Source organism: Hydrogenophaga sp. (genome assembly GCF_051860785.1).
GTDB lineage: Bacteria > Pseudomonadota > Gammaproteobacteria > Burkholderiales > Burkholderiaceae_C > Hydrogenophaga.
The window spans coordinates 61,339-85,721 of record NZ_JBIMLB010000002.1 but is presented as its reverse complement, the minus strand read 5'-3'; the positions used below and the strand labels follow the sequence as shown (position 1 = coordinate 85,721).

The following is a 24,383-nucleotide window of genomic DNA, read 5'->3' as shown; positions in this document are numbered from 1 at the left end:
TGGTGCCCGCCCGCCCCGCCTGGCGACTGGGCCTCACCGGTGGCATCGGTAGCGGCAAGAGCACCCTGGCCAAGCTGCTGCAATCGCACGGTGCCGACCTGATCGATGCCGACGCGATCTCGCGCGCCAGCACCGCCGCTGCAGGATCAGCCATCGCCGCGATCACGCAGGCGTTCGGTCCCGACTTCATCACCCGCGATGGCGCCCTGGACCGTCAGCGGATGCGTGAACACGTGTTCGCACATCCAGAAGCGCGCGAGGCACTCGAACGTATTGTTCACCCACTGGTGAGCGCCGAAATCCAGCGCCAGGCGGCAGCATGCTCGTCACCCTGCATCGTGTTCGATGTGCCGCTGCTGGTGGAATCGCCGCATTGGCGTTCCCAACTGGACCGCGTGCTGGTGGTGGACTGCTCGCCCGCCACCCAGATTCGGCGGGTGCAACAGCGCAGTGGCTGGCCTGTGGAGACCATCGAGGCTGTGATGCGAACCCAGAGCCCCAGACTGCAGAGGTTGAAGGCTGCCGACGCAGTGGTGCACAACGACGCAGACGACATGGCGCCCCTGCAAGCCTCAGCAAAGGCGCTCGCCCAGCGGTTCGGGCTATGATGAAGCTTCGCCCGCCGCTCCACCCCGCGCACATTCGCCGCTGTGATCCTGTACGACTACCCCTTCAACGAACGCATCCGCACGTATCTGCGGCTTGAGCAGCTGTTCAGGCGACTGGTGGAGCTGGTGCCTCGCACCCACCCGCTGGACCACCACTACGCGCTGCAGACCATCTTCGAAATCATGGATGTGGCTGCTCGTGCCGACATGAAGTCGGACGTGCTCAAGGACATTGACCGACACAAGCAGCAACTCGCGGGTTACCGAGGCAACCCGATGATCGCCGAGGAGGTGCTCGATGGCGTGATCCAGCAACTGGACGACTGCTTCACCCAGCTCAGCCAGCTCGCCGGGAAAACCGGTCAATCGCTCACCGAGAACGATTGGTTGATGAGCATTCGCAGCCGGATCGGCATCCCGGGCGGCACTTGCGAATTCGACCTGCCGGCCTACTACCACTGGCAGCACCAGAGCGTCGAGGCTCGTCAGGCGGACCTGCACCGCTGGACCGTGCCGCTTTCCCCACTGGCTGAGGCAATCGTGTTGCTGCTCAAGATGCTGCGCGACTCGGGTTCGGCGCAGAAGGTGATGGCACCTGGCGGCCTGTTTCAGTTGACCCTGCCCCAGGGCCGTACTTTCCAGTTGCTGCGACTGCGCATCGATCCAGCGCTGGGCATGATTCCGGAAATCAGTGGCAACCGGCTCATGCTCTCGGTGCGCCTGATGCGCCATGGCGAAGACGACCGACTTCATCCGGCGCAGGAAGACGCCGCATTCGAGCTGACTCTCTGCGCCTGAGGCCTGGCGATGGACTCGAATTCTTCGGGCACACCAGTGAAGACCGTGCGCTGCCCCGGCTGCGGCGGCCCCAGCGTGTACGCACCTCAAAATCCCTATCGACCATTCTGCAGCGAGCGCTGCAAGCAGATGGATCTGGGTGCCTGGGCCAGCGAAAGCTTCAAACTGCCCGAGAAGGAAGGGCAGAGCGATCCTCGATTCGAGCAGAGCTGACACCCGGCATCACGCGTCCTGTTCGGCGGCCAGCCATTCCAGCACCGGCACGGTGCCCGCCAGAACGGGTGCGCAGCGCACGGGCAGGCGCTCCCAGACGAATTGCTGACCTTCGCGCATCTGCAGTTCCCCTGTCCATTCGCGCACCTTGCAGAAATGCAGGCGCACGAGCGCATGCGGATAATCCACCAGCGACTGCCTCCAGAGTTGTACAGCCCCGATCGTCACACCGATCTCTTCCTGCAGTTCCCGACGCAGCGCCAGCTCAACGGTTTCGCCGTCCTCCAGTTTGCCGCCTGGAAACTCCCAGTAGCCGGCGTACACCTTGCCCGGAGGGCGACTGGTAAGCAGATAGGCACCCATGCGATCGATGAGAACCCCAACGGCCACATCGACCACCTTGCGATCGGCCGACCGCGGCTGATCGTGGTCGGCATCGACCACCAGCGTTGAGGTGCTCATGCGCCCTGACGGTGTGTGCCTGCGTAATCGCGCGCGAACTGGTAGGCCACCCGGCCACTGCGCGAACCGCGCTCCAGCGCCCACACCAGCGCAAGCGGGCGCGCCGCTTCGACGTCTGCGGCCCCAACGCCCAGCGACGAGAGCCACTGCGCGACAATGGTGAGGTACTCGTCCTGGGTGAAGGGGTAGAAGCTGACCCACAAGCCGAAGCGCTCAGACAGGGATATCTTCTCTTCCACCACTTCACCCGGGTGCACCTCACCTTCAGGCGTGTGGGTGTACGTGAGGTTTTCCTTCATGTACTCGGGCAGCAGGTGGCGGCGGTTGCTGGTGGCGTAGATCAGCACATTGGGGCTGGCGGCTGAGACTGAGCCATCGAGGATGGATTTCAATGCTTTATAGCCTGGCTCGCCGTCCTCGAAGCTCAGGTCGTCACAGAAGACAATGAAGCGCTCCGGCCTTTCCGCCACCACGTCCACGATATCCGGAAGATCCACCAGATCGGATTTGTCGACCTCGATCAGGCGCAACCCTTGAGGCGCGTACTCGTTGAGGCAGGCGCGTACCAGCGAGGACTTTCCTGTTCCGCGCGCACCAGTCAGCAGCACATTGTTGGCCGGCAATTGCTGCACGAACTGCTCGGTGTTGCGCCGGATCTTTTCCTTCTGGCCATCCACCTCTTTCAGATCGGCAAGCGCCATGGCGCCCACGTGGCGCACCGGCTCGAGAACGCCATGTCCACTGCTGCGCTTGCGGTATCGCCAGGCCACCGCCTGCGACCAGTCGGGTGCAGACAGGGGTTGCGGCAACACCGACTCGATCCGGGAAATGAGTTGCTCGGCGCGTTGCAGCAGGTGCTCGAAATGCTCGTTCATGGTGGGATGGTCAGGAACGGTAGTCGGCGTTGATGGTGACGTAGTCGTGGCTGAAATCGCAAGTCCAAACAGTCTCGGTGGACTTTCCTCTGCCCAGGCCGATGCGCACCAAGATCTCGGCCTGCTTCATGACGCGCTGGCCATCCTCTTCGCGGTACTCGGGATGGCGTCCGCCCGCGCTGACCACATGCACGTCGCCCAGGTGCAGATCGATGGTGTCGACCTCCAGGTCGTCGATGCCGGCGTAGCCCACGGCCGCCAGGATGCGTCCGAGGTTGGGGTCGCTGGCGAAGAAGGCGGTCTTCACCAGCGGTGAGTGCGCCACCGCATAAGCGGCCTTGAGGCATTCGGTCGAATCGCGCCCACCTTCGACGCGAATGGTGATGAACTTGGTGGCTCCCTCGCCGTCACGCACGATGGCGTGCGCCAGGTGGCGCGCCACCTTGGTGAGCGCTGTCAGTAGCGCGTGCCCAGAGGGACTGTCGAGATCGGTGATGGGTGGGTGCCCGGCACGCCCGGAGGCCACCACCACGAAAGAGTCATTGGTGCTGGTATCCCCGTCCACCGTGACACGGTTGAACGACGCATCGGCCAGGCGCCGCGCCAGGTTGTCCATCAAGGCCGGTGACACACTCGCGTCCGTGGCCAGAAAGCCCAGCATGGTCGCCATATTGGGCCGGATCATGCCGGCACCCTTGGCAATGCCCGTGGCACTGACCGCATGGCCATCCACCTCGAAGCGTTGGCTGAAAGCCTTGGGCAGGGTATCGGTGGTCATGATGCCCTGCGCTGCAGAGAGCCAGTGCTCACCCGTCTCGTTCTGCGGCAAGGCGGCATCGGCCAGGGCCTGTGGCAGGCCCGCGAGCAGGCGGTCCAGCGGCAAGGGCTCCATGATCACGCCGGTCGAAAAAGGCAACACCTGCTCGTGGTGCAAACCCAGGGAGCGGGCCAGCGCCGTGCAGGTCTGGCGCGCGGCGGCAAGACCTGGTTCACCGGTGCCGGCGTTGGCATTGCCGGTGTTGATCACCATCGCGCGGATGGCATGCCCCGAGGCAAGGTGGTCCTGGCAAACCTGTACTGGCGCAGCGGCATATCGGTTTCGAGTGAACACCGCACCGACGGCACAACCCTCTTCAAGAAGAAACACCGTGAGATCCTTGCGGTCTGCCTTGCGGATGCCCGCCTGGGTGACACCGATGCGAACACCTGCGATCGGAAGCAGGTCGGAAGCCTGGGGCGTTTCGAGAAGAACCGGCATGAAAACTCCGTCAATGAAACTGGGGACTCGCGCTCAGCCGAGCGCCCCCGGCACGAACGCTGCCGAAACTCGCGTCAGTCCAACTTGCCGTGGCACTGCTTGAATTTTTTCCCACTGCCGCAGGGACAAGGATCGTTGCGCCCGACTCGGGGCATCGCACCCTGCGCGCGCGCGGCGGACGGCGGCGCCTGCGGAATGCTTTCCACCTCACCTGTTTCGGTGGGCGCAGTGTAGGTCACGTTGCCGATCTGTTCTGCGCGTTCCTCGAGCTTCTCAGCCGCCTCGGCCATCTGCTCGGGTGACTGAACGCGCACGTTCATGAGGATGCGCGTCACGTCGTTCTTCACGCTGTCAAGCAACTGGCCGAACAACACGAAAGCCTCCCGCTTGTACTCCTGCTTGGGCTGCTTCTGCGCGTAACCCCGCAGGTGGATGCCCTGACGCAGATAGTCCAGCGCCGCAAGGTGTTCGCGCCACTGGCTGTCGATGTTCTGCAGCAGCACCACGCGCTCGAACTGGGTGAAATTCTCTTCACCCACCATCTGCACCTTGGCATCGAATGCCGTCTTGGCAGCAGCCAGCACTCGCTCGACGATCTCTTCTGCGTCGATCGCTTCGGCGTCGGAGACCCAGGAGGTCACAGGCGCATCCACCGCCCATTCCTCTTTCAGCGCACGCTCCAGCGCCGGCAGGTCCCACTGTTCTTCCACGCTGCCTTCGGGCACGTGATGGTGCACCAGATCAGTGAAGCAGCCATCGCGCAGCGAGTCGATCTGCGCGCGCAGCGAACCAGCATCCAGAATGTCGTTGCGCTGCTGATAGATCACCTTGCGCTGGTCGTTGGAAACGTCGTCGTATTCCAGCAATTGCTTGCGGATGTCGAAGTTGCGCGCCTCCACCTTGCGCTGGGCGCTTTCGATGCTTCGGGTCACGATGCCCGCCTCGATGGCTTCGCCCTCGGGCATCTTCAAACGGTCCATGATGGCGCGCACGCGGTCGCCCGCGAAGATGCGCATCAGCGAATCGTCCAGGCTCAGGTAGAAGCGCGAGGACCCCGGGTCGCCCTGACGGCCCGAACGGCCGCGCAACTGGTTGTCGATGCGGCGTGACTCATGGCGTTCGGTGGCAATGATGCGCAGACCGCCCAGCGCCTTCACCTTTTCATGATCCTGTTGCCATTGCTGGCGCAAGACCTCGATGCGACTCGCCTTGGTCGAGTCGTCGAGCGGAGGGTCGTTCTGAACGGCATCTACCATCTTCTCCAGATTGCCGCCGAGCACGATGTCGGTACCGCGACCGGCCATGTTGGTCGCAATGGTGATGGCGCCGGGCCGACCGGCCTGGATGATGATGTCCGCCTCGCGCGCGTGCTGCTTGGCGTTGAGCACTTCATGCGGGAGTTTCTCGGCCTGCAGCAGGTTGGCGATGATCTCGGAGTTCTCGATCGAAGACGTGCCCACCAGCACCGGCTGGCCCCGTTCGTGGCATTCGCGGATGTCCTCGATGGCAGCGACGTACTTCTCCTTCGTCGTCTTGTAGACGCGATCGAGCTGGTCGGTCCGCTTGCTCGGGCGGTTCGGTGGAATCACCACCGTCTCCAGGCCATAAATTTCCTGGAATTCGTAGGCCTCGGTGTCGGCGGTGCCGGTCATGCCCGCGAGCTTGCCGTAGAGGCGGAAGTAGTTCTGGAAGGTAATGGATGCCAGCGTCTGGTTCTCGGGCTGGATCGCCACGCCTTCCTTGGCTTCCACGGCCTGGTGAAGACCATCGCTCCAGCGGCGACCCGACATGAGGCGACCGGTGAACTCGTCCACGATCACGATCTCGCCACCCTGGTTCACATAGTGCTGGTCGCGGTGGTAGAGGTGATGCGCCTTGAGCGAGGTCACCAGATGGTGCAGCAGGGCAATGTTGGCGGGGTCGTAGAGCGACGCGCCTTCGGGCAACAGCCCGGCCTGGCTGAGCAGGCGTTCGGCATTCTCGTGCCCCTGCTCGGTCATGTGGATGGAATGCGCCTTCTCATCCACCGTGAAATCGCCTGCCTTGATGACGCCCTCACCCGTGCGCGGGTCGGCCTCGCCTTCCTGGCGCACCAGGTGGGGCACCAGTTGCTTGATCGCGAGATAAACCTGCGTCTGGTCTTCGGCCTGACCGCTGATGATCAGCGGGGTACGCGCTTCGTCGATCAGGATCGAGTCCACCTCGTCGACGATGGCGTAGTTCAGCCCGCGCTGCACGCGGTCTGCCGACTCGTAAACCATGTTGTCTCGCAGGTAATCGAACCCGTACTCGTTGTTGGTGCCGTAGGTGATGTCGGCACGGTAGGCCGCCTGCTTTTCCTCCCGGGGTGCCTGGGGCAGGTTGATGCCCACGGTCAGGCCAAGGAAACTGTAGAGGCGCCCCATCCATTGCGCGTCTCGGCTGGCCAGGTAGTCGTTCACCGTGACCACGTGAACACCCTTGCCCGTCAGCGCATTCAGGTACACCGGCAATGTGGCGGTCAGCGTCTTGCCTTCGCCAGTGCGCATTTCGGCCACCTTGCCATGATGCAAAGCCAGGCCACCCACGAGCTGCACATCGAAATGACGCATCTTCATGACCCGCTTGCTCGCCTCGCGCACGACCGCAAAGGCTTCGGGCAGGATGGCCTCGAGCGCTTCGCCCTGGCTCACGCGCTGCTTGAAAACATCGGTCTGAGCACTCAGCTCGTCGTCGCTCAGCTTCTCGAATTTCGGCTCCAGCCCGTTGATGCGTTCGACCGTCTTGCGGTAGGTCTTGAGCAGGCGGTCATTGCGGCTACCGAAGATCTTGGTGAGAAAGGTTGTGGCCATACGTGCGGGCCTGCGCCGGATACCCTCGCGGATTCCGGGCAGACAGATGAATTGAGGAGGGCTCTTGCGAGCCCGAGGGAACCTGAAAGACGGAGAAACTACCCGTGATATGCCGTCGAACGCGGCACTATCAAGAGCAAAGCTCGCATTTTACCCGGCGCACCCAAGCCGCTTCAGGGCTTGCGTGGCCCGGGGCCGGGCAACTGCGCAGCCGCCATGTTTTCTCCGGCCTCCAGGAACCGTTGGGGATCCTGGGGCACCCCGGCCACCCAGACTTCGAAGTGCAGGTGAGGACCGGTCGAGCGGCCCGTGGAACCGATTTCGGCGATCTTCTGTCCTCTTTTGACGATGTCGCCCTTCTTCACGAACACTTTGGAAGCATGCGCGTATCGGGTGATCAGGTCGTTGCCATGATCGACCTCCACCATGTTTCCGTAGGCCAGGTGGTATTCCTGCACCACAACCACGCCACCAGCAGCAGCCAGAATGGGGGTGCCAGGGTCAGCCGGGAAATCCAGGCCGGTGTGCAGGGCGGAGCGCCCGGTAATCGGGTCGATGCGGAAGCCGAAACGCGAACCCACCGATACGCCGGTCACCGGTTGCTCGGTGGGCACCATCGTGCGTTGGATCTTCTGGTCGAAAAGGCGGGACTCCACCACCGTGAGCCAATCCACCCGCGAGCCGCTGGTCTGGTCGATGCGGTCCAGCGCACCCATCAGCTCATCCATGCTCAGTTCCCGGCTGCCCACCAGCGCACCGCCGGCACCCGGCCTGGGCTTGAGCTCGCTGGGGCTCAGACCCGCCAAGCCTGCCACGCGCTCCCCCAGGGAGTCGATCTGCACCATTCGGGCCTGCATCTCACCCAGCTTGCGCGCCATGGCATCCAGATTGGCGCGCATGTAGGCATCCTGGGAATTGAACTGATCCTGATGGACGAGCCGGGCCACCGGGGCAAAACCCGGCCAGCCCTGGCGAACACCTTCGAGAAACACCCAGTGGTAGGTGGCAATGGCGCTCAACATCAGCAACGCCGAGGCGACCACGCCGGCGCCGACGAGTTTGAGGCCACTCAGGTGAAGCGCTCGGCTCTTGGCCAGCCAGGCATCCGTAATAATGATGTGCAAGTCTTCACCCTTCCTGGAACCCGACCCAGCCGGGCATCCGCCACCACATGTCCACCGCCCAACGAAGCTCCACCATGCTCAGCCTTGAGCAGGCCGTGGGCGCGGCACCCACGCTTTCCGCACTGCGGGAGCGCATCCGCGAATCCCGATGGTGCCTGGACCAGGTGCAACACCTGATCCCCTCGAACCTACGTCCCCATGTATTGCCTGGGCCGTTGCAGGATCAGGAGTGGTGTCTGCTGGTGGCCAGTGCCTCCGCTTCCACCAAACTGAGGCAATTGCTGCCAGCGTTGCAACTGACTTTGACCCAAAGGGGTGCGCAGGTTAACGCAATCCGCATCAAAGTCCAAACACCTGGGCGATGAGCGCTTCACCAGGGAGCCCGAGCGGCGCAGAGGTAGGCCATGGTGCCGCTTGTCTGACTCGAACAGACGACCTATCGCTTACAAGGCGATTGCTCTACCAACTGAGCTAAAGCGGCGCAAGGTCGGAAATTTTACTTGACCCGCTTGAGTTGGGGCCTGCCGCCCGGTCTGTCCGGCCCCTTCGGGGGCTGGGGCGGCGGCTCTCCCTCACCGGACGGAGAGGATTCGCTGGGGACGGATCTCAACGGAATACCCCGTGACGCATCGGCGATCGTGTCCTGCGACTTGTCGGAAGCAGGTTCGACAGCGCGCGCGGGCTGGCCTGGCGAAGTGACAACTTGCGGGGACGCCGCGGGGGCTGGGAACGCCATGCCTTGCCCGTTTTCACGCGCGTAGATCGCAATCACATGGCTGACCGGAACGATGATCTCGCGCGCCACGCCTCCGAAGCGGGCCTTGAACTCAATGAACTCATTGCCCAGCTTGAGCGCACTGGTCGCATCCATGCTGACGTTGAGCACGATTTCACCGTTCTTGACGAACTCCATCGGCACCTGCACGGAAGCATCGACCTGCACCGCGATGTAGGGTGAGAACCCATTGTCGGCACACCATTCGTGCAAGGCACGAATCAGGTACGGCCTGGTGGACGGGACTTCAGGTTCGAAGGCGTTCATGGAAAGGCGCAGGCCGCAACCGCTTACTTGCGCATCACCTTCTCGGACGGGGTGAGCGCTTCGATGTAGGCCGGGCGCGAGAAGATGCGCTCAGCGTACTTGAGCAGGGGCGCTGCGTTCTTGCTGAGCTCGATACCGTAGAAGTCCAGACGCCACAGCAAAGGAGCAATCGCCACGTCGAGCATGGAGAAGTTGTCACCCAGCATGAACTTGTTCTTCAGAAACACTGGCGCGAGCTGGGTGAGGCGGTCCCGGATGTGCGAGCGGGCCTTTTCGAGTGCCTTTTCATTGCCCTTGCTGCTGCGCGACTCCAGCATGGAGACATGCGTGAACAGCTCCTTCTCGAAGTTCAGCAGGAACAGGCGCACGCGCGCGCGGTCCACCGGGTCACCCGGCATGAGCTGGGGGTGAGGGAAACGCTCGTCGATGTACTCGTTGATGATGTTCGACTCATAGAGGATCAGATCACGCTCGACCAGAATGGGCACCTGGCCATACGGGTTCATCACGCTGATGTCCTCGGGCTTGTTGTAGAGGTCCACATCCCGAATCTCGAAATCCATGCCTTTTTCGAACAGCACGAAGCGGCAGCGGTGGGAATAGGGGCAGGTGGTACCCGAATACAAGACCATCATGGGGAGTCTCCTTAAAGCAAAAAACAGTGGCTTGCTTCCATGCCCTGAGGGCACTGCAAACCACTGTGGGGCGGGCGGTTCGACCCTGAGACCGAACCAGCCAGATCAACAACTTACTTGACGTCTTTCCAGAACGATGCGTTCAGGCGCCAGGCCACAACGGTGAAGACGGCCAGGAACAGCAGCACCCAGACACCGATGCGAACACGGGTGTTCTGGTTCGGCTCGGCCATCCACTGCAGGTAGGCCACAAGGTCCCCTACGTTGTTGTCGTACGCTGCCTGGCTCATCGTGCCGGGCTTGACCACATCCCAGCCTTTGACCTTGTCGACCTCGTGGCCATGGCTCATCACCTTCTCGTGCACTGGGCGGCGTTCACCTTGCAATTCCCACAGAGGATGCGGCATGCCGATGTTGGGGAAGACCAGGTTGTTCCAGCCTGTGGGCTTGGTGTCGTCGCGATAGTAGGTGCGAAGCAGGGTGTAGACGTAGTCCGCACCGGTGCCGGCACCACTGGAGCGTGAGCGCGCGATAAGGGTGAGGTCGGGCGGGTTCACGCCGAAGAACTGTTTGGCCTGCTTCGGATCGATGGACGCCTTCATGGTGTCGCCGATCTTGTCTGTGGCAAAAACGAGGTTATCGCCGATCTGCTTCTCGTTCAAACCGATGTCGCGCAGGCGGTTGTAGCGCATGAATGCGGCCGAATGGCAGCTCAGGCAGTAGTTGACAAACAGCTTGGCGCCGTTCTGCAGCGCAGCCATGTCGTTGGTGCGCTGCGGCGCCTTGTCCAGCGGAATGCCACCGCCGGCGGCTAGTGCTGCACCCGACAGGCCCAGGGCCAGCATGAAGCCCAAGATGATTTTTTTCATTTGCTTGACTCTCCGGATTGGCTCTGTGGGGTTCAGTGGGGCTGGAAGGTGACGCGGTCAGGCACGGGCTTGAACTCGCCGATGCGGCTCCACCACGGCATCAGGAGAAAGAAGCCGAAGTAGAACAGCGTGCCCACTTGCGATACGCGCTCGCCCACCGGCGAGGGCGGCAGCACCCCAAGGTAACCCAGGATCAGGAAGTTGATCACGAACACCGTGTACAGCCAGATGTTCCAGCTAGGGCGGTAACGGATCGACTTCACAGGGCTGTGGTCGAGCCAGGGGAGGAAGAACAGGATGATGACGGCGCCGCCCATGGCCACCACGCCCCAGAACTTGGCGTCGATGGACAGCATCAGTGCCACCAGCACCAGCGCGGCGATCACAATGCCGACCTTGAGCGCGCCGGAAACCTTGGCCTTGATGGCACCCAGCACCGCCGCGACGACGACGATCGCCACCAGGGCGTACATCATCTCGGTGGTGATGGCCCGAAGCATCGAATAGAACGGCGTGAAGTACCAGACCGGTGCAATGTGCAGCGGCGTGACCAGCGGATCGGCCGGGATGAAGTTGTTGTACTCGAGGAAGTAGCCGCCAAACTCCGGCGCGAAGAAGATGATCGCGGAGAAGGCCATCAGGAACACGGTGACGCCCAGCAGGTCGTGCACGGTGTAATAGGGGTGGAAGGGGATGCCGTCCAAGGGTTTGCCGGCAGCGTCCTTCTTGGCCTTGATCTCCACCCCATCGGGGTTGTTGGAACCCACTTCGTGCAGCGCGATGATGTGCGCCACCACCAGGCCCAGCAGCACCAGCGGCACCGCGATCACGTGGAAGCTGAAGAAGCGGTTGAGCGTGGCATCGCCCACCACGTAGTCGCCACGGATCAGCAGGGCGAGGTCGGGGCCGATGAAGGGAATCGCGGCAAACAGGTTCACGATCACCTGCGCGCCCCAGTAAGACATCTGGCCCCAGGGCAGCAGGTAGCCCATGAAGGCCTCGGCCATCAGGCAAAGGAAGATCGCGCACCCGAACACCCAGACCAGCTCGCGTGGCTTGCGGTAGCTGCCGTAGATGAGGCCACGGAACATGTGCAGATAGACCACGACGAAGAAGGCGGAGGCTCCCGTGGAATGCATGTAGCGGATCAACCAACCCCAGGGCACGTCCCGCATGATGTACTCGACCGAAGCGAAGGCCAGCGCCGCGTCCGGTTTGTAATGCATCACCAGGAAGATGCCGGTGACGATCTGGATCACCAGCACCAGAAGGGCCAGCGAGCCGAAGAAGTACCAGAAGTTGAAGTTCTTGGGTGCGTAGTACTCGGCCAGATGCTCGTTGTAGAGCTTGGAGAGCGGAAACCGGTTGTCGATCCAGTTCAGGGCTTTCTGACCGATCGGTGCGTCGGGGGAGATTTCTTTGAATTCAGCCATGGGATGCCTTCTTGGTCCGTTGTCTGTGAGCGCCGCGGGGCTCAGGCCTGCTTCTCTTCGCCCACCAGCAAGGTGGTGTCGGACAGGTAGTAGTGCGGCGGCACTTCCAGGTTGTCAGGAGCGGGCTTGTTCTTGAACACGCGGCCCGCCACATCGAAGGTGGAGCCGTGGCAGGCGCACAGAAAACCGCCCTTCCAATCGTTGGGCAGCGAGGGCTGGGGACCGGGAGTTAGCTTGTCGCCAGGGGAGCAACCCAGGTGGGTGCAGATGCCCACGGTCACGAGGTACTCGGGCTTGATCGAGCGGTGGCGGTTCTTGGCGTACGCCGGCGTGGGATAGGCCGTGCGATCGGAATTCGGATCTGCCAGTTCGCCCTCAATGGTTTCGAGGGCGGCGAGTTGCTCGGGCGTGCGGCGCAGGATCCAGACCGGCTTGCCACGCCATTCGACGACGATCTTCTCGCCCGGTGCAATGCCGGAGATGTCCACCTCGACGGCGGCACCGGCAGCCCTGGCACGCTCGGAAGGCTGGAATGTGCTCACGAAGGGCACGGCGACGGCGGCTGCGCCAACGCCACCCATGGCGCAGGAGGTGATCAGCCAGGTACGGCGGCTGCGATCGACGGTCGCGCCAGCGGTTGCTTCACTCATGGGGATCTTTCAATGAGGTACGGTCGGGACACTAGGGACAACCCGGCATTGTACTGGAGCGCCAGAGGCGATCCAGGGCTTGCCGGGGTAGCGGACTGGAGTATTGCGGAGCGCATTCGGCGGTGAGCTGCAGCCCTGTGCGCCTGACGCGGGGTGTGTGAGAATCAGTCCACAGTTCGTTCATTTCACCCCGAGCCTGGAGGACACCATGGGCATGATGCAGGAGTTCAAGGAATTTGCCGTCAAGGGCAATGTCATCGATCTGGCCGTTGGCGTCATCATCGGTGGCGCGTTCGGCAAGATCGTCACCTCAATGGTGGAAGACATCATCATGCCCATCGTGGGTGCGATCTTCGGCAACCTCGATTTCACCAACCTCTACATCGCACTGGGCAGGGTGCCTGAGGGCACTGCGCCCACGCTGGCCGCCCTCAAGGCCGCCGGCGTGCCCACCCTGGCCTATGGCAGCTTCATCACAGTGGCCCTGAACTTCACCATCATGGCCTTCATCATCTTCATGATGGTGAAACAGATCAACCGGCTCAAGCGCGAAACGCCGGCCGCGCCGCCCGCACCAGTGGCGCCCCCGGAAGACGTGCTGCTGCTGCGCGAGATCCGCGACAGCCTCAAGAGATAGTTCGCCCCGTCGTCTCCAGCGCTGCGTCCAGCGCGGCCAGCAAGCTTGCTGCGCTCGCCCGGCCGGTGCCAGCCAGGTCGAACGCGGTGCCGTGATCGGGGCTGGTGCGCACGAAAGGTAGCCCGAGCGTCGTGTTCACGCCGTGCTCCAGCCCCAGCAGCTTCACCGGAATCAGGCCCTGGTCATGGTACATGGCCACCACCACGTCGAAATCCCCGCGACGTGCGCGCATGAACACCGTGTCAGGTGCGTGCGGTCCGGTGGCGTCGATGCCCACCTCACGTGCCTGCGCCACGGCGGGCGCGATGACCTCAATCTCTTCCCGTCCGAAAAGTCCGCCCTCCCCCGCGTGCGGGTTGAGGCCGGCCACCGCGATGCGCGCACTCGAAACACCCTGGCGCTGGAAATGGGCGTGGGTGATCTCGATGGTCTGCAACACTTGGGCAGTCGTCACCGCGTCCAGCGCCTGCCGCAACGACATGTGGATGCTCACCAGCACGGTGTGCAGCCCGGGGCCGCTCAGCATCATGCGAACCGGCATGGCGCTGGCCGACAGGCCAGCATGCCCGGCCGCCAGCGCTTGCAGCATCTCGGTGTGGCCGGGGTGCGGGACGCCGGCGGCGGCCAGGGATTCCTTGTGGATGGGCGCGGTCACCACAGCGCGGGCCTGATGGTGCAAGGCGGCGTTCGCGGCAAACCGGATGCAGTCTGCAGCGGCTCGCCCGGCCTGCGCACCGATGTGCCCCCACCTGACGGGCTCGTCCAAGGCACAAGCCTGCACCACCGCCATGCAGCCCGGCGGCGCCATCGTCAGATCGGCGGGTGCCTCGATTTGCGCCAGCATGAGGCCACCAGCATTCGTATCCGGGGCGGTGATGCGCAAGGCTCGTTGCAGCGTCGGCACGTCGCCTGCCACCACCACATCGCGAAGCAGGTCTGGCCGCTCGCGAAAGGCCTTGACGACGATCTCGGGGCCGATGCCTGCCGGATCGCCCATGCTCAAGATCACGGGCGGGGTCGCGGGTGTGGACATGCTGCGCCTCAGGCTGGGTTGTCGATGTCGATGAACACATGCGCCAGTCCGAGCTGGGCGGCCACGTGAGCGCCCACCGCCGGAGCCCCGTAGCGCTCGGACGCATGGTGGCCGCAGGCGATGTACGCCACGCCACACTCGCGCGCATAGTGCGCCTGCGGCTCTGAAATTTCGCCCGTGATGAACACGTCGGCACCGGCGGCAATCGCCGATTCGAAATAACTCTGTGCCCCACCCGTGCATAGTGCCACCCGACGAACCGTGCGATCCGGCTCGGCCACCAGCGTCACAGGCCTGCCCAGTTGCTTAGAGACGTGATCGGCCAGTTGTCCGGCTGAAGAAACCACCCGCTCACCCAGGAATCCCAGCGCCTGCTCGCCAAAGCGTCCGCGCGCATCGGGATAGACGTCCACGCCCAGGCGCAGCGCAAGCTGGGCGTTGTTGCCCAGTTGGGGATGCGCATCCAGCGGGAGGTGGTAGGCAAACAGGTTGATGTCGTGCGCCAGCAAGCGCGAGAGGCGCTGCTTCATCCAGCCGGTCACGCGGCCATCCTGGCCACGCCAGAACAGGCCGTGGTGCACCAGGATGGCATCCGCTCCCTGCTCGATCGCTGCGTCGATCAATGCCCGGCTGGCCGTCACGCCGCTGACCAGCTTGCCTACCGTCTCACACCCCTCCACCTGCAGACCGTTCGGGCCATAGTCCTTGAACAACGCGGGCTGAAGCAGTTCATCCAGACTGGCGGTCAGGGTGGCGCGGGAGACGATGGACATGGGCAAAGGCGAACGGAAGGTGCGTGGCACGGGGGTGGCCTCCATTCTGACACCCGCAACTTGTGCTCCGGCAGTCTTGAGGCGGTGGTCAGAGGACCCATTTGCGGGACAATACGCTGTGCGAAACGGCTCCAAGCCGGCCTGAAACCGGACCGCTTCGCGACAGTCAACCTGCCCGCGCCTCCACATGAAACGTCTCTGGCTTCTTTTTGCCCAAACAGTCACCGTGGCCGTGGCCGCGCTGTTCGTCGTCGCCACCCTGCAGCCCCAGTGGCTGGGCCGCCCAACCAGCGTGGGCTCGGTGGTGCCGGTGCTGCAGGCTCCGGCCTTGACGCCCGTGGAAGGTGCGGCTTCCGGCAGTTTTCGCGCCGCCGCCAAGTCGGCTTCGGGCGCCGTGGTGAGCATCAACACCAGCAAGGCACCAGTCAACAACCCGCAAAGCGCTGATCCCTGGTTCCGTTTCTTTTTCGGGGACCAGGCGCCATCTCAGCAGCAAAGTGGTCTGGGCTCGGGCGTGATCGTGAGTCCGGCAGGCTATGTCCTCACCAACAACCATGTGATCGAGGAAGCTGACGAGATCGAGGTGATCCTGAACGATGGGCGCAAGGCGGTAGCGCAAGTGATCGGCACCGACCCCGAGACCGATCTCGCGATCCTGAAGATCAACCTGACCGATCTGCCGGTGATCACCCTCGGCAATTCGGATGCACTGGAGATTGGCGACCAGGTGCTGGCCATCGGCAATCCCTTCGGCGTGGGACAGACCGTCACCAGTGGCATCGTGAGCGCGCTCGGGCGCACGCAGCTGGGGATCAACACGTTCGAAAACTTCATCCAGACCGATGCCGCCATCAACCCTGGCAATTCGGGCGGTGCACTCGTTGACGTCAACGGCCACCTGATGGGCATCAACACGGCCATCTACTCGCGCTCGGGCGGCTCGATGGGCATCGGATTTGCCATTCCCACTTCGACCGCACGCAGTGTGATGGAGGCCATCGTGAAAGACGGTCAGGTCACGCGTGGCTGGATCGGGGTGGAACCTCAGGACCTGGGCCCCGAACTGGCAGAAAGCTTCGGCATGAAGCCAGGCACCGGTGTCATCATTACCGGTGTGCTCCAGAACGGCCCTGCTGCCCAGGCTGGCATCCGGCCGGGTGATGTGATCACGTCCGTGGCCGGGCGCGACGTGACCAACGTGGCACAACTGCTGTCGGCCGTGGCCAATCTGTCGCCCGGGACACCCGCCACGCTGGAAGTGGTCCGCAAGGAAGGCAAGGCTCAGATACAGGTCACACCGGGCCGACGCAACCTGCCCAGACAAGCCGCGGCCCGCTGATCCCCTGCGTCAGGCTGCGGTTTCTTTTTCGGCATCCTCCTCGGGCTTGGCCGAGGATTTGACGAACCACTGGGCACCCCAGATGCCCAGCTCGTAGAGCAGGCACATGGGCACAGCCAACGCCAGCTGTGAGATCACGTCCGGCGGCGTGACCACCGCCGCGATGATGAACGCCACCACGATGAAATAGCCACGGAAATCCTTGAGCTTCTGGACCGTCACCATATTCATCTTGACCAGCAGCACCACCACGATGGGCACCTGGAAAGCCAGCCCGAAAGCCAGGTACAGCGAAAGGATCGCTTCGACATAGGAGGCAATGTCGGGCGTGGCTGCCACGCTGGCGGGCGTGAACTTCTGGATGAAACCGAACATCTTGTCCAGCACGAAGAACTGCACGAACGCAATGCCCGTGTAGGCCAGCAGGCTGCCGAGCACGATCAGCGGAATTGCGAAGCGCTTTTCATGGCTGTAGAGACCCGGCGCGACAAACGCCCACACCTGGTACATCCACCAGGGCAGCGACAGCAGCAGCGCCGCCATGGCCAGGACCTTGATGGGTACGAAGAATGGCGAGAAGACCCCCACGGCGATCAGCTTGGCGTCCGGTGGCATGTGGGCGCGAATGGGCACGGCGATCAGGTCGATCAAACCACTCGGGCCAGGCCACACGGCCAGCAGTGCCATGCAGATGGCCAGCCCCACGATGCCGTAGAGAAGCCGGTCGCGCAGCTCCTTGAGGTGCTGGACAAAAGGCTGCTCGGAACCGGCGAGTTCGTCGGCGGGATCTTTGGTGTCGGGCATCAACGGGAGCCGGAATTGGAGCGTGGCCGGAAACGGGCCACGCGGGCCGCACCGGACTGGGTGCGGGTGCGCACGCCCGCACGGGCTTTGTACCACTGGGGCATCGCCCCCTGTTTGAGGCGCCAGTTCTTCTTGGGATGCTTGTAGACGGGGTGTTCGAGCGAGCCCAGCGGGGCGTTGGCGTCATACGAAGAGGTGGACGACGTGCCATCCAGTCCGGCCGTGGCGTCGGACCACGATTTCTCGAAGTCGCTGGCCCCACTCTGCACCGAGGACTCCACATCGCGGGCGGCCTCGGTCATCGAGTCCTTCATCTTCTTGAGCTCTTCCAGCTCCATGGAGCGGCTGACCTCGGCCTTCACGTCGGACACGTAGCGCTGCGCCTTGCCAAGCAGGGCCCCGACCGTGCGGGCCACGCGCGGCAGCTTTTCCGGCCCGATGACGACCAGCGCCACCGCGCCGATCAGCGCGAGTTTGGAAATGCCCAGGTCAATCATGGGAACACCATTTCACGAGCGGGTTCACCGAAAGGAATCCCCCACACCGTGATGCAGGGCATCAGCTCTTCTGCTTGGCTTCGACGTCGATGGCGTTCTTGTCGGCCCGGGATTCCTGAGTGACCTGCGAAGCCGGCGCGGCGGTGGTGTCGGCGGGGTTCTGTCCACCCTCCTTGATGCCGTCCTTGAAGCCCTTCACAGCCCCACCCAGGTCGGACCCGATGTTCTTGAGCTTCTTGGTGCCGAACACCATCACGACGATCAGCAGCACGATCAGCCAGTGCCAGATGGAAAACGTACCCATGGATATCTCCAGACTTGAATAAAAGTAGCGACACGCGCTGTGGGTGGGATTCTAAGCCCGGGCAGGAGTTCAGGCCCTGTGATCCTGAGCCCCGACAGATGGATGAGGGGGGTATTCAGCCGCGAAGCCAGGGACGGGGGCCGCCCATCACATGCCAATGAAGGTGATGCACTTCCTGACCACCTTCGACGCCAGTGTTGCACACCATGCGAAATCCGCCTTCGGGGTATGGATTGCAGCCTTCCTGCAGCGCCAGACGAGGAGCGAGCACCATGATACGACCCATCAGGGCTTCATGCTCCGCGCCGATCTGCGCCATGGAAGCAATGTGCTTTCTGGGAACCATGAGGAAGTGAACCGGGGCCCAGGGATGGATGTCATGGAAAACGAAGACCTTTTCGTCCTCGTAGACCTTGCGGGATGGAATCTGGCCGGCAACGATTTTGCAGAAGATGCAGTTCGGGTCGTGGTCGCTCATGGTTCAGGAGGGCATGGCCCGGCTCGCGTTCATGCGCACCATGCCTTTTACGATGCGGTAGAGGAACCAGATGGAGATGAGACACCAGGCGATCCAGCCTGGGACGAAGAACAGAAGCCACAGTGGCGCGGTGACGAGATAGAGCACACCGGCCCAGATCACGGTGCGGATGCGCCAGGAAAAATGGCTGGCCTGCCAGGTGCCTTCGGCATCCCCCTTTTTCACCAAGTCGATGACCAGGGCGATGATCAGCACCGCCGCACTGGCCTGGGCGCCGGGCAGCACGGCGGCCACTGCCACGATCAGGTGCAGGAAGTAGCTGATCCAGCCCACTGTCTTGAGGGACTGGGCTTTTTCATTGTCTACAGTGTCGATGTCGATGATGTCGCTCACAAGGGCACTCCTTTCAACGAGCTTCGGGTCCTGGAGTGGCTTCACGCTCCAGGACTTTTCGCATGGCTTTCTCTTCCAGACCGCTCAGACCTTCACGGCGTACCAGCTCAGCCACGACGTCCGCAGGTCCCAGGTTGTAGTGCGCGAGCGCAATCATGCAGTGAAACCACAGATCGGCGGTTTCGTTCACCAGCTTCTGAGGATCACCTCCATGGTCGAGATCCTTGGCAGCCATCACCGCTTCCGTTGCCTCTTCGCCGATCTTTTTCAGGAACGTGTCCGGGCCTTTGTGCAGCAGGCGCGCCACGTAGCTTTTTTCGGGATCGCCGCCGTTGGCGGGTTTGCGCCCCTCGATCACGGCAGCCAGTCGTGCCAGGTCGTCAGTGGTGGACATGGTGGCTCTACTTGTAAATGGATTCGGGGTCTTTGAGCACCGGCTCGACCGCACTCCAGCGATGGTTTTCAAGCTTCTGGAAGAAGCAGCTGTGGCGACCCGTGTGGCAGGCAATGCCGGGCTCGTGCCCAAGTTGCGTCACCTTGAGCAACACCACATCATTGTCACAATCCATGCGGATGTCGTGAACAGTCTGCACATGGCCGGATTCTTCGCCCTTGAACCAGAGTCGATCGCGCGAGCGGCTGTAGTACACGGCCCGACCAAGCTCTGCCGTCTTCTGCAAGGCTTCGCGGTTCATCCAGGCGAACATCAGCACGTCGCCCGAGGCGGCTTCCTGAGCGATCACCGGCACCAGGCCCTGCGCGTCCCACTTTACTTCGTCCAGCCAGTTCATCAGGGGAATCTACCATGTGCTTGCGTCTGGACACACATGCCGAGGGGAATGCCGTTAGGATGAGTTCGGCCGCCCTCTCCCAGACCGCCCAAGGAATCCCATGAAACTCCGCACCCTGCTCCTGGTCGTCTTTATCCTGCTGATTGCGGGCTTCGTGGCCCTGAACTTCGAGCAAATTCTGCTGCCAACCCCCCTCAACTTCGGCGTCACGCAGGTGCAGGCGCCACTGGGACTCGTGTTGCTGGGCATGCTGGCGCTGGTGCTGGTGGTTTTTCTGGCTGCGCTGGTCTACTCCCAGACCCTGCACATGATGGAGGTGCGGCGCATCACGCGCGACGCCGCCGACCAGCGCACCCTGGCCGACAAGGCTGAAGCCTCCCGCTTCACCGAACTGCGGCAGTACCTGCAAACGGAACTGCAGGCCACGGCAGCACGCGAACGGGAGCTTGCCGACAAAACGAACCTGAAGATGGATCAGGTGCAGGCCGCGCTGACACAAGTGATCGAGCAGAACGGCAATGGCCTGAGCGCCAGCATCGGTGAACTGGAAGACCGGCTCGAACGCCAGAGCCTGCCACGCAGCGCGCCGCTCTGAACCGGGCAGGTCAGAGCCGCACAGGAATGCCGCGCTCGGCCATGCGGGCCTTGGCCTGTGCCACGGTGAACTCACCGTAGTGGAAGATGCTGGCGGCCAGCACCGCATCGGCACCCCCCTGTTGCACACCGTCCGCGAGATGGTCGAGGTTGCCCACACCCCCGGAGGCGATGACCGGCACGTCCACTGCGTCGGCCACGGCACGCGTCAAGGCGAGATCAAAACCGGACTTGGTTCCGTCGCGGTCCATGCTGGTCAGCAGGATTTCGCCAGCACCGTGTTCGGCCATCCGGGAAGCCCACACCACCGCGTCCATCCCGGTGTTCTTGCGCCCGCCATGGCTATACACATCCCAACCCTCACCCCGTTGAGCCAGATCGTCGCCCTGACGGCGTTTGGCATCGATGGCCACCACGATGCATTGCGCACCGTACTTCGCGGAAGCGTCCCGGATCACCTCGGGGTTGGCGATGGCGGCGGAGTTGAAGCTGGTCTTGTCGGCTCCGGCATTGAGCAGTCGGCGCACGTCTTCCACGGTGCGCACGCCACCGCCCACCGTGAGGGGAATGAAGACCTGTGAAGCCACAGCCTCGATGATGTGCAGGATCAGGTCTCGGCCGTCGGAGGTGGCGGTGATGTCCAGGAAGGTCAGTTCGTCGGCACCCTGTTCGTTGTAGCGCGCCGCGATTTCCACCGGGTCGCCAGCGTCGCGCAGTTCGACGAAGTTCACGCCCTTGACGACGCGCCCGCCCGTGACGTCCAGACAGGGAATGATGCGCTTGGCGAGCATGAGTCGGCTTATCCGTTCAGATCGTCGGCGAGCTGCTGAGCGGCTTCGAAATCAAGGTCGCCGCTGTAGATGGACCGGCCACAGATCACACCCTCGACGCCCTCGTCCTCGACGGCACACAGCGCACGGATGTCCTCGAGGTTGGACAGCCCCCCCGATGCGATCACCGGGATGGACAGCGCCTGCGCCAGCTTGACGGTGGCGTCGATGTTGATACCCGAGAGCATGCCGTCACGGCCGATGTCGGTGTAGATGATGCCTTCGACGCCGTAGTCCTCGAACTTCTTGCCCAGGTCGACGACCTCATGGCCTGTGAGCTTGCTCCAGCCGTCGGTGGCGACCTTGCCGTCCTTGGCGTCCAGGCCCACGATGATGTGGCCACCAAACGCGGTGCAGGCGTCCTGCAGGAAGCCCGGGTTCTTCACCGCTGCGGTGCCGATGATCACGTAGCGCAGGCCGGCATCAAGGTATCGCTCGATGGTGTCGAGGTCGCGGATGCCACCGCCGAGCTGTACGTCGACCTCGGCGCCCACTTCTTTCAGGATGGCGCGAATCGCCTGTTCGTTCTTCGGCTTGCCGGCGAAGGCGCCATTGAGGTCCACCAGGTGCACCCGGCGTGCGCCTTTGTTGACCCAGTTGCGGGCCATGGCCGCCGGGTCTTCTCCGAACACCGTGGATTGGTCCATGTCGCCCTGTTTGAGGCGAACGCACTGGCCGTCTTTCAGATCAATGGCAGGAATCAGCAGCATGATGATGTGATGTCAGTGAAGGCAGAAGGACTCAGGGATTCCAGGACAGGAAGTTGCGGTAGAGCGCCAGGCCCTGGTCGGCGCTCTTCTCGGGGTGAAACTGGGTGGCAAAAATGTTATCGCGCGCAACGGCTGCTGCAAAGCGGCCACCGTAGTCGGCTTCGCCCACGGTGTGCACAGGATCGACCGGCCGAGCATAGAAGCTGTGCACAAAATAAAAATAGGCGCCTTCCCCAATACCGGCCCAGAGGGCGTGCGCCGGCCGGTCGAGTTCGTGGAACACCGGGTTCCAGCCCATCTGCGGTACCTTGAAGCGGCTGCCGTCGGCCTGCAGGCGCCCTTCCAGGCGGAAGCGGGCGACCTCGCCCGGAATCAGGCCCAGGCCGTCGGTGGGCCCTTCTTCGCTGCGATCAAGCAGCATCTGCATGCCCACGCAGACGCCGAAAAGCGGCTTGTTCGCGGCGGCGTGCAGCACGGAAGCCAGCAAGCCGGATGCGGCAAGTTCCCGCATGCAATCGCCCATATGGCCCTGACCGGGCAGCACCACACGATCGGCGTCGAGCACCTCTTGCGCGTTTGAGGTGACGCGCACGTCCACATCTTCCACACGTGCCACGTGCTGCACCGCCTGCGACACCGAGCGCAGGTTCCCGCTGCCGTAGTCCACCACGGCGACTGTCTTGCGTTTCATGGCCGGGAAGGGGTTACAGCGAGCCTTTGGTCGAGGGGATCACGTCGCCCATGCGCGGGTCGCGCTCCAGGGCCATGCGCAGCGCGCGGGCGAAAGCCTTGAAAACCGTTTCGGCCTGGTGGTGGGCGTTCTCGCCGTGCAGGTTGTCGATGTGCAGGGTCACGCCAGCGTGGTTGACGAAGCCCTGGAAGAATTCGAAGGCGAGCTGGGTGTCAAAACCACCCACCATGCCGCTCTTGAACGGCACGCGCATGTGCAGGCCCGGGCGGCCAGAGAAATCGATCACCACGCGCGACAGGGCTTCATCCAGCGGCACATAGGCGTGGCCGTACCGGCGAATGCCCTTCTTGTCGCCCACGGCTTGCGCAAAGGCCTGGCCGAGCGTGATGCCCACGTCTTCCACGGTGTGATGGCCATCGATGTGCAGATCACCCTTGGCCTGGATGTCCAGGTCGATCAGCCCATGGCGGGCGATCTGGTCGAGCATGTGGTCGAAGAAGCCGATGCCGGTGGACAGGCTGGCCTGGCCCGTGCCGTCGAGGTTGACGCGCACGCCGATCTGCGTTTCCGAAGTGTTGCGCTGCACGTGGCCAATGCGGTCGGACACGGTGGAGGCGGAAGGCGTCTGGGTCATAGGGTGGTCTGGAGGGCGCGGATCAACTGGTCATTTTCCGACGGCGTGCCCACCGTCAGGCGCAGGCATTCGGCCAGCAGTGGGTGCATTCTAGAAACATTCTTCACCAGAATGCCCTGGGCCTTGAGACCCTCGAAGCAGCGTTGCGCATCGGGCACACGCACCAGCACCATGTTGGCCTCGCTCGGAAAGGGCGTCACGCCCGGCATACCGGCCAGCGCGTCCATGAGCAAATGGCGCTGTTCCCGGATGTCGGCCGCCTGGCGCGAGAACACCTCGGCATGGTCCAGCGCGAACAGCGCGCATTCGGCGTTGAGCACGCTCACGTTGTAGGGCGGACGCAGCTTGTCGACCTCATGCAGCAGCGCTTGCGGGCCCAGCATGTAGCCGATGCGCGCGCCCGCCAGGCCGAATTTGGAGAGCGTGCGCATGAGCAGCACGTTCGCGTTGGCGGCCGGGTTCGCGCGAATCTCGTCCAGCCAGCTCCGGCTGGAAAAGGGCTGATAGGCCTCGTCCATCACCACCAGACCACCGAAGCCAGCCGTCTCGGCGATCAGGCGCCGGATGGTGTCTGCGCTCCAGAGGTTGGCCGTGGGGTTGTTGGGATAGGCCATGTAGGTGATGGCGGGCTTGTGCTCGCGCATCGCCGCCAGCATGGCGGACTCATCGAGCTCGAAATCGGGCGTGAGCGGCACACCGACGAACTTCAGGCCCTGCAGTTGCGCGCTCATGGCATACATCACGAAGCCAGGCAGCGGGGCGAGAATGGTGGCGCCCGGCAGGTCGCAGCCCATGGCCAGCAGGGAAATCAGTTCGTCCGAACCGTTGCCCAGCATGAGCGCCTGCCCCGCCGGCAGGTCCACGTAGCGGGCCAGCGCCTGCTTCAGGTCTTCGATGCGCGCGCCCGGGTAACGGTGGATGGCCACGGCACCCAGCCGCGCACCCAGTTCGGCCTGCAGGTCCGCTGGCAAGGCGTACGGGTTCTCCATCGCATCGAGCTTGACCATGCCGGCCGAGTCCTGGATGGCGTAGGCGTGCATGGACTGCACGTCCTGGCGGATCATTTCCAGTGGGGAA

At 63.2% G+C, this 24,383-nt stretch carries 31 protein-coding genes and 1 tRNA gene; 7 read left to right on the top strand and 25 right to left on the bottom strand.

The window, feature by feature from the left end; all coding sequences use genetic code 11:
- Window positions 1-2 precede the first annotated feature (2 nt).
- From coaE to ACTIF6_RS03420, 3 genes are read left to right on the top strand one after another with little or no spacing between them, the layout of a single operon-like run.
- Complete coding sequence (coaE, locus tag ACTIF6_RS03430; protein WP_439586610.1) at window positions 3-608, top strand: dephospho-CoA kinase; 606 nt, start codon at window positions 3-5, stop codon at window positions 606-608.
- A gap of 42 nt (window positions 609-650) precedes the next feature.
- Window positions 651-1,406 (top strand): cell division protein ZapD, encoded by a 756-nt coding sequence (gene zapD / locus ACTIF6_RS03425; RefSeq protein ID WP_439586609.1) that lies wholly within the window; start codon window positions 651-653, stop codon window positions 1,404-1,406.
- Between the two features lie 9 nt (window positions 1,407-1,415).
- The gene (locus ACTIF6_RS03420; protein WP_439586608.1) at window positions 1,416-1,619 is read left to right on the top strand and encodes a DNA gyrase inhibitor YacG; all 204 of its coding nucleotides are present in this window, start codon (window positions 1,416-1,418) and stop codon (window positions 1,617-1,619) included.
- 9 nt (window positions 1,620-1,628) lie between these two features.
- Here the strand turns inward: ACTIF6_RS03420 and ACTIF6_RS03415 are convergent, their stop codons facing one another.
- The 5 genes from ACTIF6_RS03415 to ACTIF6_RS03395 all read right to left on the bottom strand — a co-directional run bounded on the left by ACTIF6_RS03415 (window position 1,629) and on the right by ACTIF6_RS03395 (window position 8,169).
- On the bottom strand, window positions 1,629-2,081 hold the full coding sequence (locus ACTIF6_RS03415; RefSeq protein ID WP_439586607.1) for an NUDIX domain-containing protein: 453 nt from the start codon (window positions 2,079-2,081) through the stop codon (window positions 1,629-1,631).
- Complete coding sequence (locus ACTIF6_RS03410; protein ID WP_439586606.1) at window positions 2,078-2,956, bottom strand: ATP-binding protein; 879 nt, start codon at window positions 2,954-2,956, stop codon at window positions 2,078-2,080. Before ACTIF6_RS03410 ends, ACTIF6_RS03415 begins: the two co-directional genes overlap by 4 nt.
- Window positions 2,957-2,966: 10 nt before the next feature.
- The gene (argJ, locus tag ACTIF6_RS03405) at window positions 2,967-4,214 is read right to left on the bottom strand and encodes a bifunctional glutamate N-acetyltransferase/amino-acid acetyltransferase ArgJ (RefSeq protein WP_439586605.1); all 1,248 of its coding nucleotides are present in this window, start codon (window positions 4,212-4,214) and stop codon (window positions 2,967-2,969) included.
- 74 nt (window positions 4,215-4,288) lie between these two features.
- A complete protein-coding gene (secA, locus tag ACTIF6_RS03400; RefSeq protein ID WP_439586604.1) occupies window positions 4,289-7,045 on the bottom strand; it encodes a preprotein translocase subunit SecA in 2,757 nt (918 codons plus the stop codon).
- A gap of 173 nt (window positions 7,046-7,218) precedes the next feature.
- A complete protein-coding gene (locus tag ACTIF6_RS03395; protein ID WP_439586603.1) occupies window positions 7,219-8,169 on the bottom strand; it encodes a M23 family metallopeptidase in 951 nt (316 codons plus the stop codon).
- A gap of 47 nt (window positions 8,170-8,216) precedes the next feature.
- Between ACTIF6_RS03395 and ACTIF6_RS03390 the strand changes: the two genes are divergently transcribed.
- Window positions 8,217-8,534 carry a hypothetical protein gene (locus tag ACTIF6_RS03390; protein WP_439586602.1) on the top strand — a complete coding sequence of 106 codons (318 nt, stop codon included), beginning with the start codon at window positions 8,217-8,219 and terminating at the stop codon, window positions 8,532-8,534.
- A gap of 40 nt (window positions 8,535-8,574) precedes the next feature.
- Here the strand turns inward: ACTIF6_RS03390 and ACTIF6_RS03385 are convergent.
- The 6 genes from ACTIF6_RS03385 to petA all read right to left on the bottom strand — a co-directional run bounded on the left by ACTIF6_RS03385 (window position 8,575) and on the right by petA (window position 12,798).
- Window positions 8,575-8,650 (bottom strand) — tRNA-Thr (locus tag ACTIF6_RS03385).
- Between the two features lie 15 nt (window positions 8,651-8,665).
- Complete coding sequence (locus ACTIF6_RS03380) at window positions 8,666-9,211, bottom strand: ClpXP protease specificity-enhancing factor (RefSeq protein WP_439586601.1); 546 nt, start codon at window positions 9,209-9,211, stop codon at window positions 8,666-8,668.
- Window positions 9,212-9,234: 23 nt separating this feature from the next.
- On the bottom strand, window positions 9,235-9,846 hold the full coding sequence (locus ACTIF6_RS03375) for a glutathione S-transferase N-terminal domain-containing protein (protein WP_086122704.1): 612 nt from the start codon (window positions 9,844-9,846) through the stop codon (window positions 9,235-9,237).
- A gap of 113 nt (window positions 9,847-9,959) precedes the next feature.
- The gene (locus tag ACTIF6_RS03370) at window positions 9,960-10,715 is read right to left on the bottom strand and encodes a cytochrome c1 (protein WP_439586600.1); all 756 of its coding nucleotides are present in this window, start codon (window positions 10,713-10,715) and stop codon (window positions 9,960-9,962) included.
- 32 nt (window positions 10,716-10,747) lie between these two features.
- Window positions 10,748-12,148, bottom strand: coding sequence for a cytochrome b (locus ACTIF6_RS03365; RefSeq protein ID WP_439586599.1), 1,401 nt, complete (start codon window positions 12,146-12,148; stop codon window positions 10,748-10,750).
- Window positions 12,149-12,189: 41 nt separating this feature from the next.
- Window positions 12,190-12,798, bottom strand: a complete 609-nt coding sequence (gene petA, locus ACTIF6_RS03360) for a ubiquinol-cytochrome c reductase iron-sulfur subunit (RefSeq protein ID WP_439586598.1) — start codon at window positions 12,796-12,798, stop codon at window positions 12,190-12,192.
- Window positions 12,799-13,006: 208 nt separating this feature from the next.
- Here petA and mscL point away from each other — a divergent pair, with 208 nt between their 5' ends.
- On the top strand, window positions 13,007-13,435 hold the full coding sequence (gene mscL / locus ACTIF6_RS03355; protein ID WP_439586597.1) for a large conductance mechanosensitive channel protein MscL: 429 nt from the start codon (window positions 13,007-13,009) through the stop codon (window positions 13,433-13,435).
- On the opposite strand, the gene pdxA is transcribed toward mscL, so the two are convergent.
- Window positions 13,425-14,468: a 4-hydroxythreonine-4-phosphate dehydrogenase PdxA gene (pdxA, locus tag ACTIF6_RS03350; RefSeq protein ID WP_439586596.1), complete on the bottom strand. Its 1,044-nt coding sequence runs from the start codon at window positions 14,466-14,468 to the stop codon at window positions 13,425-13,427. The genes mscL and pdxA overlap by 11 nt on opposite strands.
- An 8-nt stretch (window positions 14,469-14,476) precedes the next feature.
- The gene (locus ACTIF6_RS03345) at window positions 14,477-15,241 is read right to left on the bottom strand and encodes a Nif3-like dinuclear metal center hexameric protein (RefSeq protein WP_439586924.1); all 765 of its coding nucleotides are present in this window, start codon (window positions 15,239-15,241) and stop codon (window positions 14,477-14,479) included.
- A gap of 187 nt (window positions 15,242-15,428) precedes the next feature.
- On the opposite strand from ACTIF6_RS03345, the gene ACTIF6_RS03340 reads away from it, so the two are divergent.
- Complete coding sequence (locus tag ACTIF6_RS03340; RefSeq protein WP_439586595.1) at window positions 15,429-16,580, top strand: Do family serine endopeptidase; 1,152 nt, start codon at window positions 15,429-15,431, stop codon at window positions 16,578-16,580.
- Window positions 16,581-16,589: 9 nt separating this feature from the next.
- Here the strand turns inward: ACTIF6_RS03340 and tatC are convergent, their stop codons facing one another.
- The 7 genes from tatC to hisI all read right to left on the bottom strand — a co-directional run bounded on the left by tatC (window position 16,590) and on the right by hisI (window position 19,856).
- On the bottom strand, window positions 16,590-17,384 hold the full coding sequence (tatC, locus tag ACTIF6_RS03335) for a twin-arginine translocase subunit TatC (protein ID WP_439586594.1): 795 nt from the start codon (window positions 17,382-17,384) through the stop codon (window positions 16,590-16,592).
- Window positions 17,384-17,881: a Sec-independent protein translocase protein TatB gene (tatB, locus tag ACTIF6_RS03330; protein ID WP_439586593.1), complete on the bottom strand. Its 498-nt coding sequence runs from the start codon at window positions 17,879-17,881 to the stop codon at window positions 17,384-17,386. The genes tatC and tatB overlap by 1 nt, the downstream gene beginning before the upstream one ends.
- A 61-nt stretch (window positions 17,882-17,942) precedes the next feature.
- Complete coding sequence (tatA, locus tag ACTIF6_RS03325; RefSeq protein WP_439586592.1) at window positions 17,943-18,185, bottom strand: Sec-independent protein translocase subunit TatA; 243 nt, start codon at window positions 18,183-18,185, stop codon at window positions 17,943-17,945.
- 115 nt (window positions 18,186-18,300) lie between these two features.
- Window positions 18,301-18,663, bottom strand: a complete 363-nt coding sequence (locus tag ACTIF6_RS03320) for a histidine triad nucleotide-binding protein (RefSeq protein ID WP_439586591.1) — start codon at window positions 18,661-18,663, stop codon at window positions 18,301-18,303.
- Between the two features lie 3 nt (window positions 18,664-18,666).
- On the bottom strand, window positions 18,667-19,056 hold the full coding sequence (locus ACTIF6_RS03315) for a DUF4870 family protein (RefSeq protein ID WP_439586590.1): 390 nt from the start codon (window positions 19,054-19,056) through the stop codon (window positions 18,667-18,669).
- 13 nt (window positions 19,057-19,069) lie between these two features.
- Window positions 19,070-19,450 (bottom strand): phosphoribosyl-ATP diphosphatase, encoded by a 381-nt coding sequence (locus ACTIF6_RS03310; RefSeq protein ID WP_439586589.1) that lies wholly within the window; start codon window positions 19,448-19,450, stop codon window positions 19,070-19,072.
- Between the two features lie 7 nt (window positions 19,451-19,457).
- The gene (gene hisI / locus ACTIF6_RS03305; protein WP_439586923.1) at window positions 19,458-19,856 is read right to left on the bottom strand and encodes a phosphoribosyl-AMP cyclohydrolase; all 399 of its coding nucleotides are present in this window, start codon (window positions 19,854-19,856) and stop codon (window positions 19,458-19,460) included.
- 91 nt (window positions 19,857-19,947) lie between these two features.
- Between hisI and ACTIF6_RS03300 the strand changes: the two genes are divergently transcribed.
- Window positions 19,948-20,442, top strand: a complete 495-nt coding sequence (locus tag ACTIF6_RS03300; RefSeq protein WP_439586588.1) for a LapA family protein — start codon at window positions 19,948-19,950, stop codon at window positions 20,440-20,442.
- A 10-nt stretch (window positions 20,443-20,452) separates the two neighbouring features.
- Here ACTIF6_RS03300 and hisF read toward each other — a convergent pair whose 3' ends face one another.
- Genes hisF through hisC form a run of 5 tightly spaced genes read right to left on the bottom strand, consistent with a single transcriptional unit; the run spans window position 20,453 to window position 24,370 of the window.
- Entirely contained in the window at window positions 20,453-21,232 is a 780-nt protein-coding gene (hisF, locus tag ACTIF6_RS03295; RefSeq protein WP_439586587.1) for an imidazole glycerol phosphate synthase subunit HisF, read from the bottom strand.
- A gap of 8 nt (window positions 21,233-21,240) precedes the next feature.
- Window positions 21,241-21,981, bottom strand: coding sequence for a 1-(5-phosphoribosyl)-5-[(5-phosphoribosylamino)methylideneamino]imidazole-4-carboxamide isomerase (gene hisA / locus ACTIF6_RS03290; protein ID WP_439586586.1), 741 nt, complete (start codon window positions 21,979-21,981; stop codon window positions 21,241-21,243).
- Window positions 21,982-22,012: 31 nt separating this feature from the next.
- Entirely contained in the window at window positions 22,013-22,672 is a 660-nt protein-coding gene (gene hisH, locus ACTIF6_RS03285) for an imidazole glycerol phosphate synthase subunit HisH (RefSeq protein WP_439586585.1), read from the bottom strand.
- A gap of 13 nt (window positions 22,673-22,685) precedes the next feature.
- A complete protein-coding gene (gene hisB / locus ACTIF6_RS03280) occupies window positions 22,686-23,306 on the bottom strand; it encodes an imidazoleglycerol-phosphate dehydratase HisB (protein ID WP_439586584.1) in 621 nt (206 codons plus the stop codon).
- A complete protein-coding gene (gene hisC, locus ACTIF6_RS03275) occupies window positions 23,303-24,370 on the bottom strand; it encodes a histidinol-phosphate transaminase (RefSeq protein ID WP_439586922.1) in 1,068 nt (355 codons plus the stop codon). Before hisC ends, hisB begins: the two co-directional genes overlap by 4 nt.
- Between the last annotated feature and the right edge of the window lie 13 nt (window positions 24,371-24,383).

Excerpts from the sequence above, each read along its gene's own strand:
- ACTIF6_RS03420 (WP_439586608.1), top strand. The coding sequence starts at position 1,416 with ATGGACTCGAATTCTTCGGGCACACCAGTGAAGACCGTGCGCTGCCCC.
- ACTIF6_RS03415 (WP_439586607.1), bottom strand. The coding sequence starts at position 2,081 with ATGAGCACCTCAACGCTGGTGGTCGATGCCGACCACGATCAGCCGCGG.
- ACTIF6_RS03410 (WP_439586606.1), bottom strand. The coding sequence starts at position 2,956 with ATGAACGAGCATTTCGAGCACCTGCTGCAACGCGCCGAGCAACTCATT.
- argJ (WP_439586605.1), bottom strand. The coding sequence starts at position 4,214 with ATGCCGGTTCTTCTCGAAACGCCCCAGGCTTCCGACCTGCTTCCGATC.
- secA (WP_439586604.1), bottom strand. The coding sequence starts at position 7,045 with ATGGCCACAACCTTTCTCACCAAGATCTTCGGTAGCCGCAATGACCGC.
- ACTIF6_RS03390 (WP_439586602.1), top strand. The coding sequence starts at position 8,217 with ATGTCCACCGCCCAACGAAGCTCCACCATGCTCAGCCTTGAGCAGGCC.
- ACTIF6_RS03380 (WP_439586601.1), bottom strand. The coding sequence starts at position 9,211 with ATGAACGCCTTCGAACCTGAAGTCCCGTCCACCAGGCCGTACCTGATT.
- ACTIF6_RS03375 (WP_086122704.1), bottom strand. The coding sequence starts at position 9,846 with ATGATGGTCTTGTATTCGGGTACCACCTGCCCCTATTCCCACCGCTGC.
- ACTIF6_RS03370 (WP_439586600.1), bottom strand. The coding sequence starts at position 10,715 with ATGAAAAAAATCATCTTGGGCTTCATGCTGGCCCTGGGCCTGTCGGGT.
- ACTIF6_RS03365 (WP_439586599.1), bottom strand. The coding sequence starts at position 12,148 with ATGGCTGAATTCAAAGAAATCTCCCCCGACGCACCGATCGGTCAGAAA.
- petA (WP_439586598.1), bottom strand. The coding sequence starts at position 12,798 with ATGAGTGAAGCAACCGCTGGCGCGACCGTCGATCGCAGCCGCCGTACC.
- mscL (WP_439586597.1), top strand. The coding sequence starts at position 13,007 with ATGGGCATGATGCAGGAGTTCAAGGAATTTGCCGTCAAGGGCAATGTC.
- pdxA (WP_439586596.1), bottom strand. The coding sequence starts at position 14,468 with ATGTCCACACCCGCGACCCCGCCCGTGATCTTGAGCATGGGCGATCCG.
- ACTIF6_RS03345 (WP_439586924.1), bottom strand. The coding sequence starts at position 15,241 with ATGTCCATCGTCTCCCGCGCCACCCTGACCGCCAGTCTGGATGAACTG.
- ACTIF6_RS03340 (WP_439586595.1), top strand. The coding sequence starts at position 15,429 with ATGAAACGTCTCTGGCTTCTTTTTGCCCAAACAGTCACCGTGGCCGTG.
- tatC (WP_439586594.1), bottom strand. The coding sequence starts at position 17,384 with ATGCCCGACACCAAAGATCCCGCCGACGAACTCGCCGGTTCCGAGCAG.
- tatB (WP_439586593.1), bottom strand. The coding sequence starts at position 17,881 with ATGATTGACCTGGGCATTTCCAAACTCGCGCTGATCGGCGCGGTGGCG.
- tatA (WP_439586592.1), bottom strand. The coding sequence starts at position 18,185 with ATGGGTACGTTTTCCATCTGGCACTGGCTGATCGTGCTGCTGATCGTC.
- ACTIF6_RS03320 (WP_439586591.1), bottom strand. The coding sequence starts at position 18,663 with ATGAGCGACCACGACCCGAACTGCATCTTCTGCAAAATCGTTGCCGGC.
- ACTIF6_RS03310 (WP_439586589.1), bottom strand. The coding sequence starts at position 19,450 with ATGTCCACCACTGACGACCTGGCACGACTGGCTGCCGTGATCGAGGGG.
- ACTIF6_RS03300 (WP_439586588.1), top strand. The coding sequence starts at position 19,948 with ATGAAACTCCGCACCCTGCTCCTGGTCGTCTTTATCCTGCTGATTGCG.
- hisF (WP_439586587.1), bottom strand. The coding sequence starts at position 21,232 with ATGCTCGCCAAGCGCATCATTCCCTGTCTGGACGTCACGGGCGGGCGC.
- hisA (WP_439586586.1), bottom strand. The coding sequence starts at position 21,981 with ATGCTGCTGATTCCTGCCATTGATCTGAAAGACGGCCAGTGCGTTCGC.
- hisH (WP_439586585.1), bottom strand. The coding sequence starts at position 22,672 with ATGAAACGCAAGACAGTCGCCGTGGTGGACTACGGCAGCGGGAACCTG.
- hisB (WP_439586584.1), bottom strand. The coding sequence starts at position 23,306 with ATGACCCAGACGCCTTCCGCCTCCACCGTGTCCGACCGCATTGGCCAC.
- hisC (WP_439586922.1), bottom strand. The coding sequence starts at position 24,370 with ATGATCCGCCAGGACGTGCAGTCCATGCACGCCTACGCCATCCAGGAC.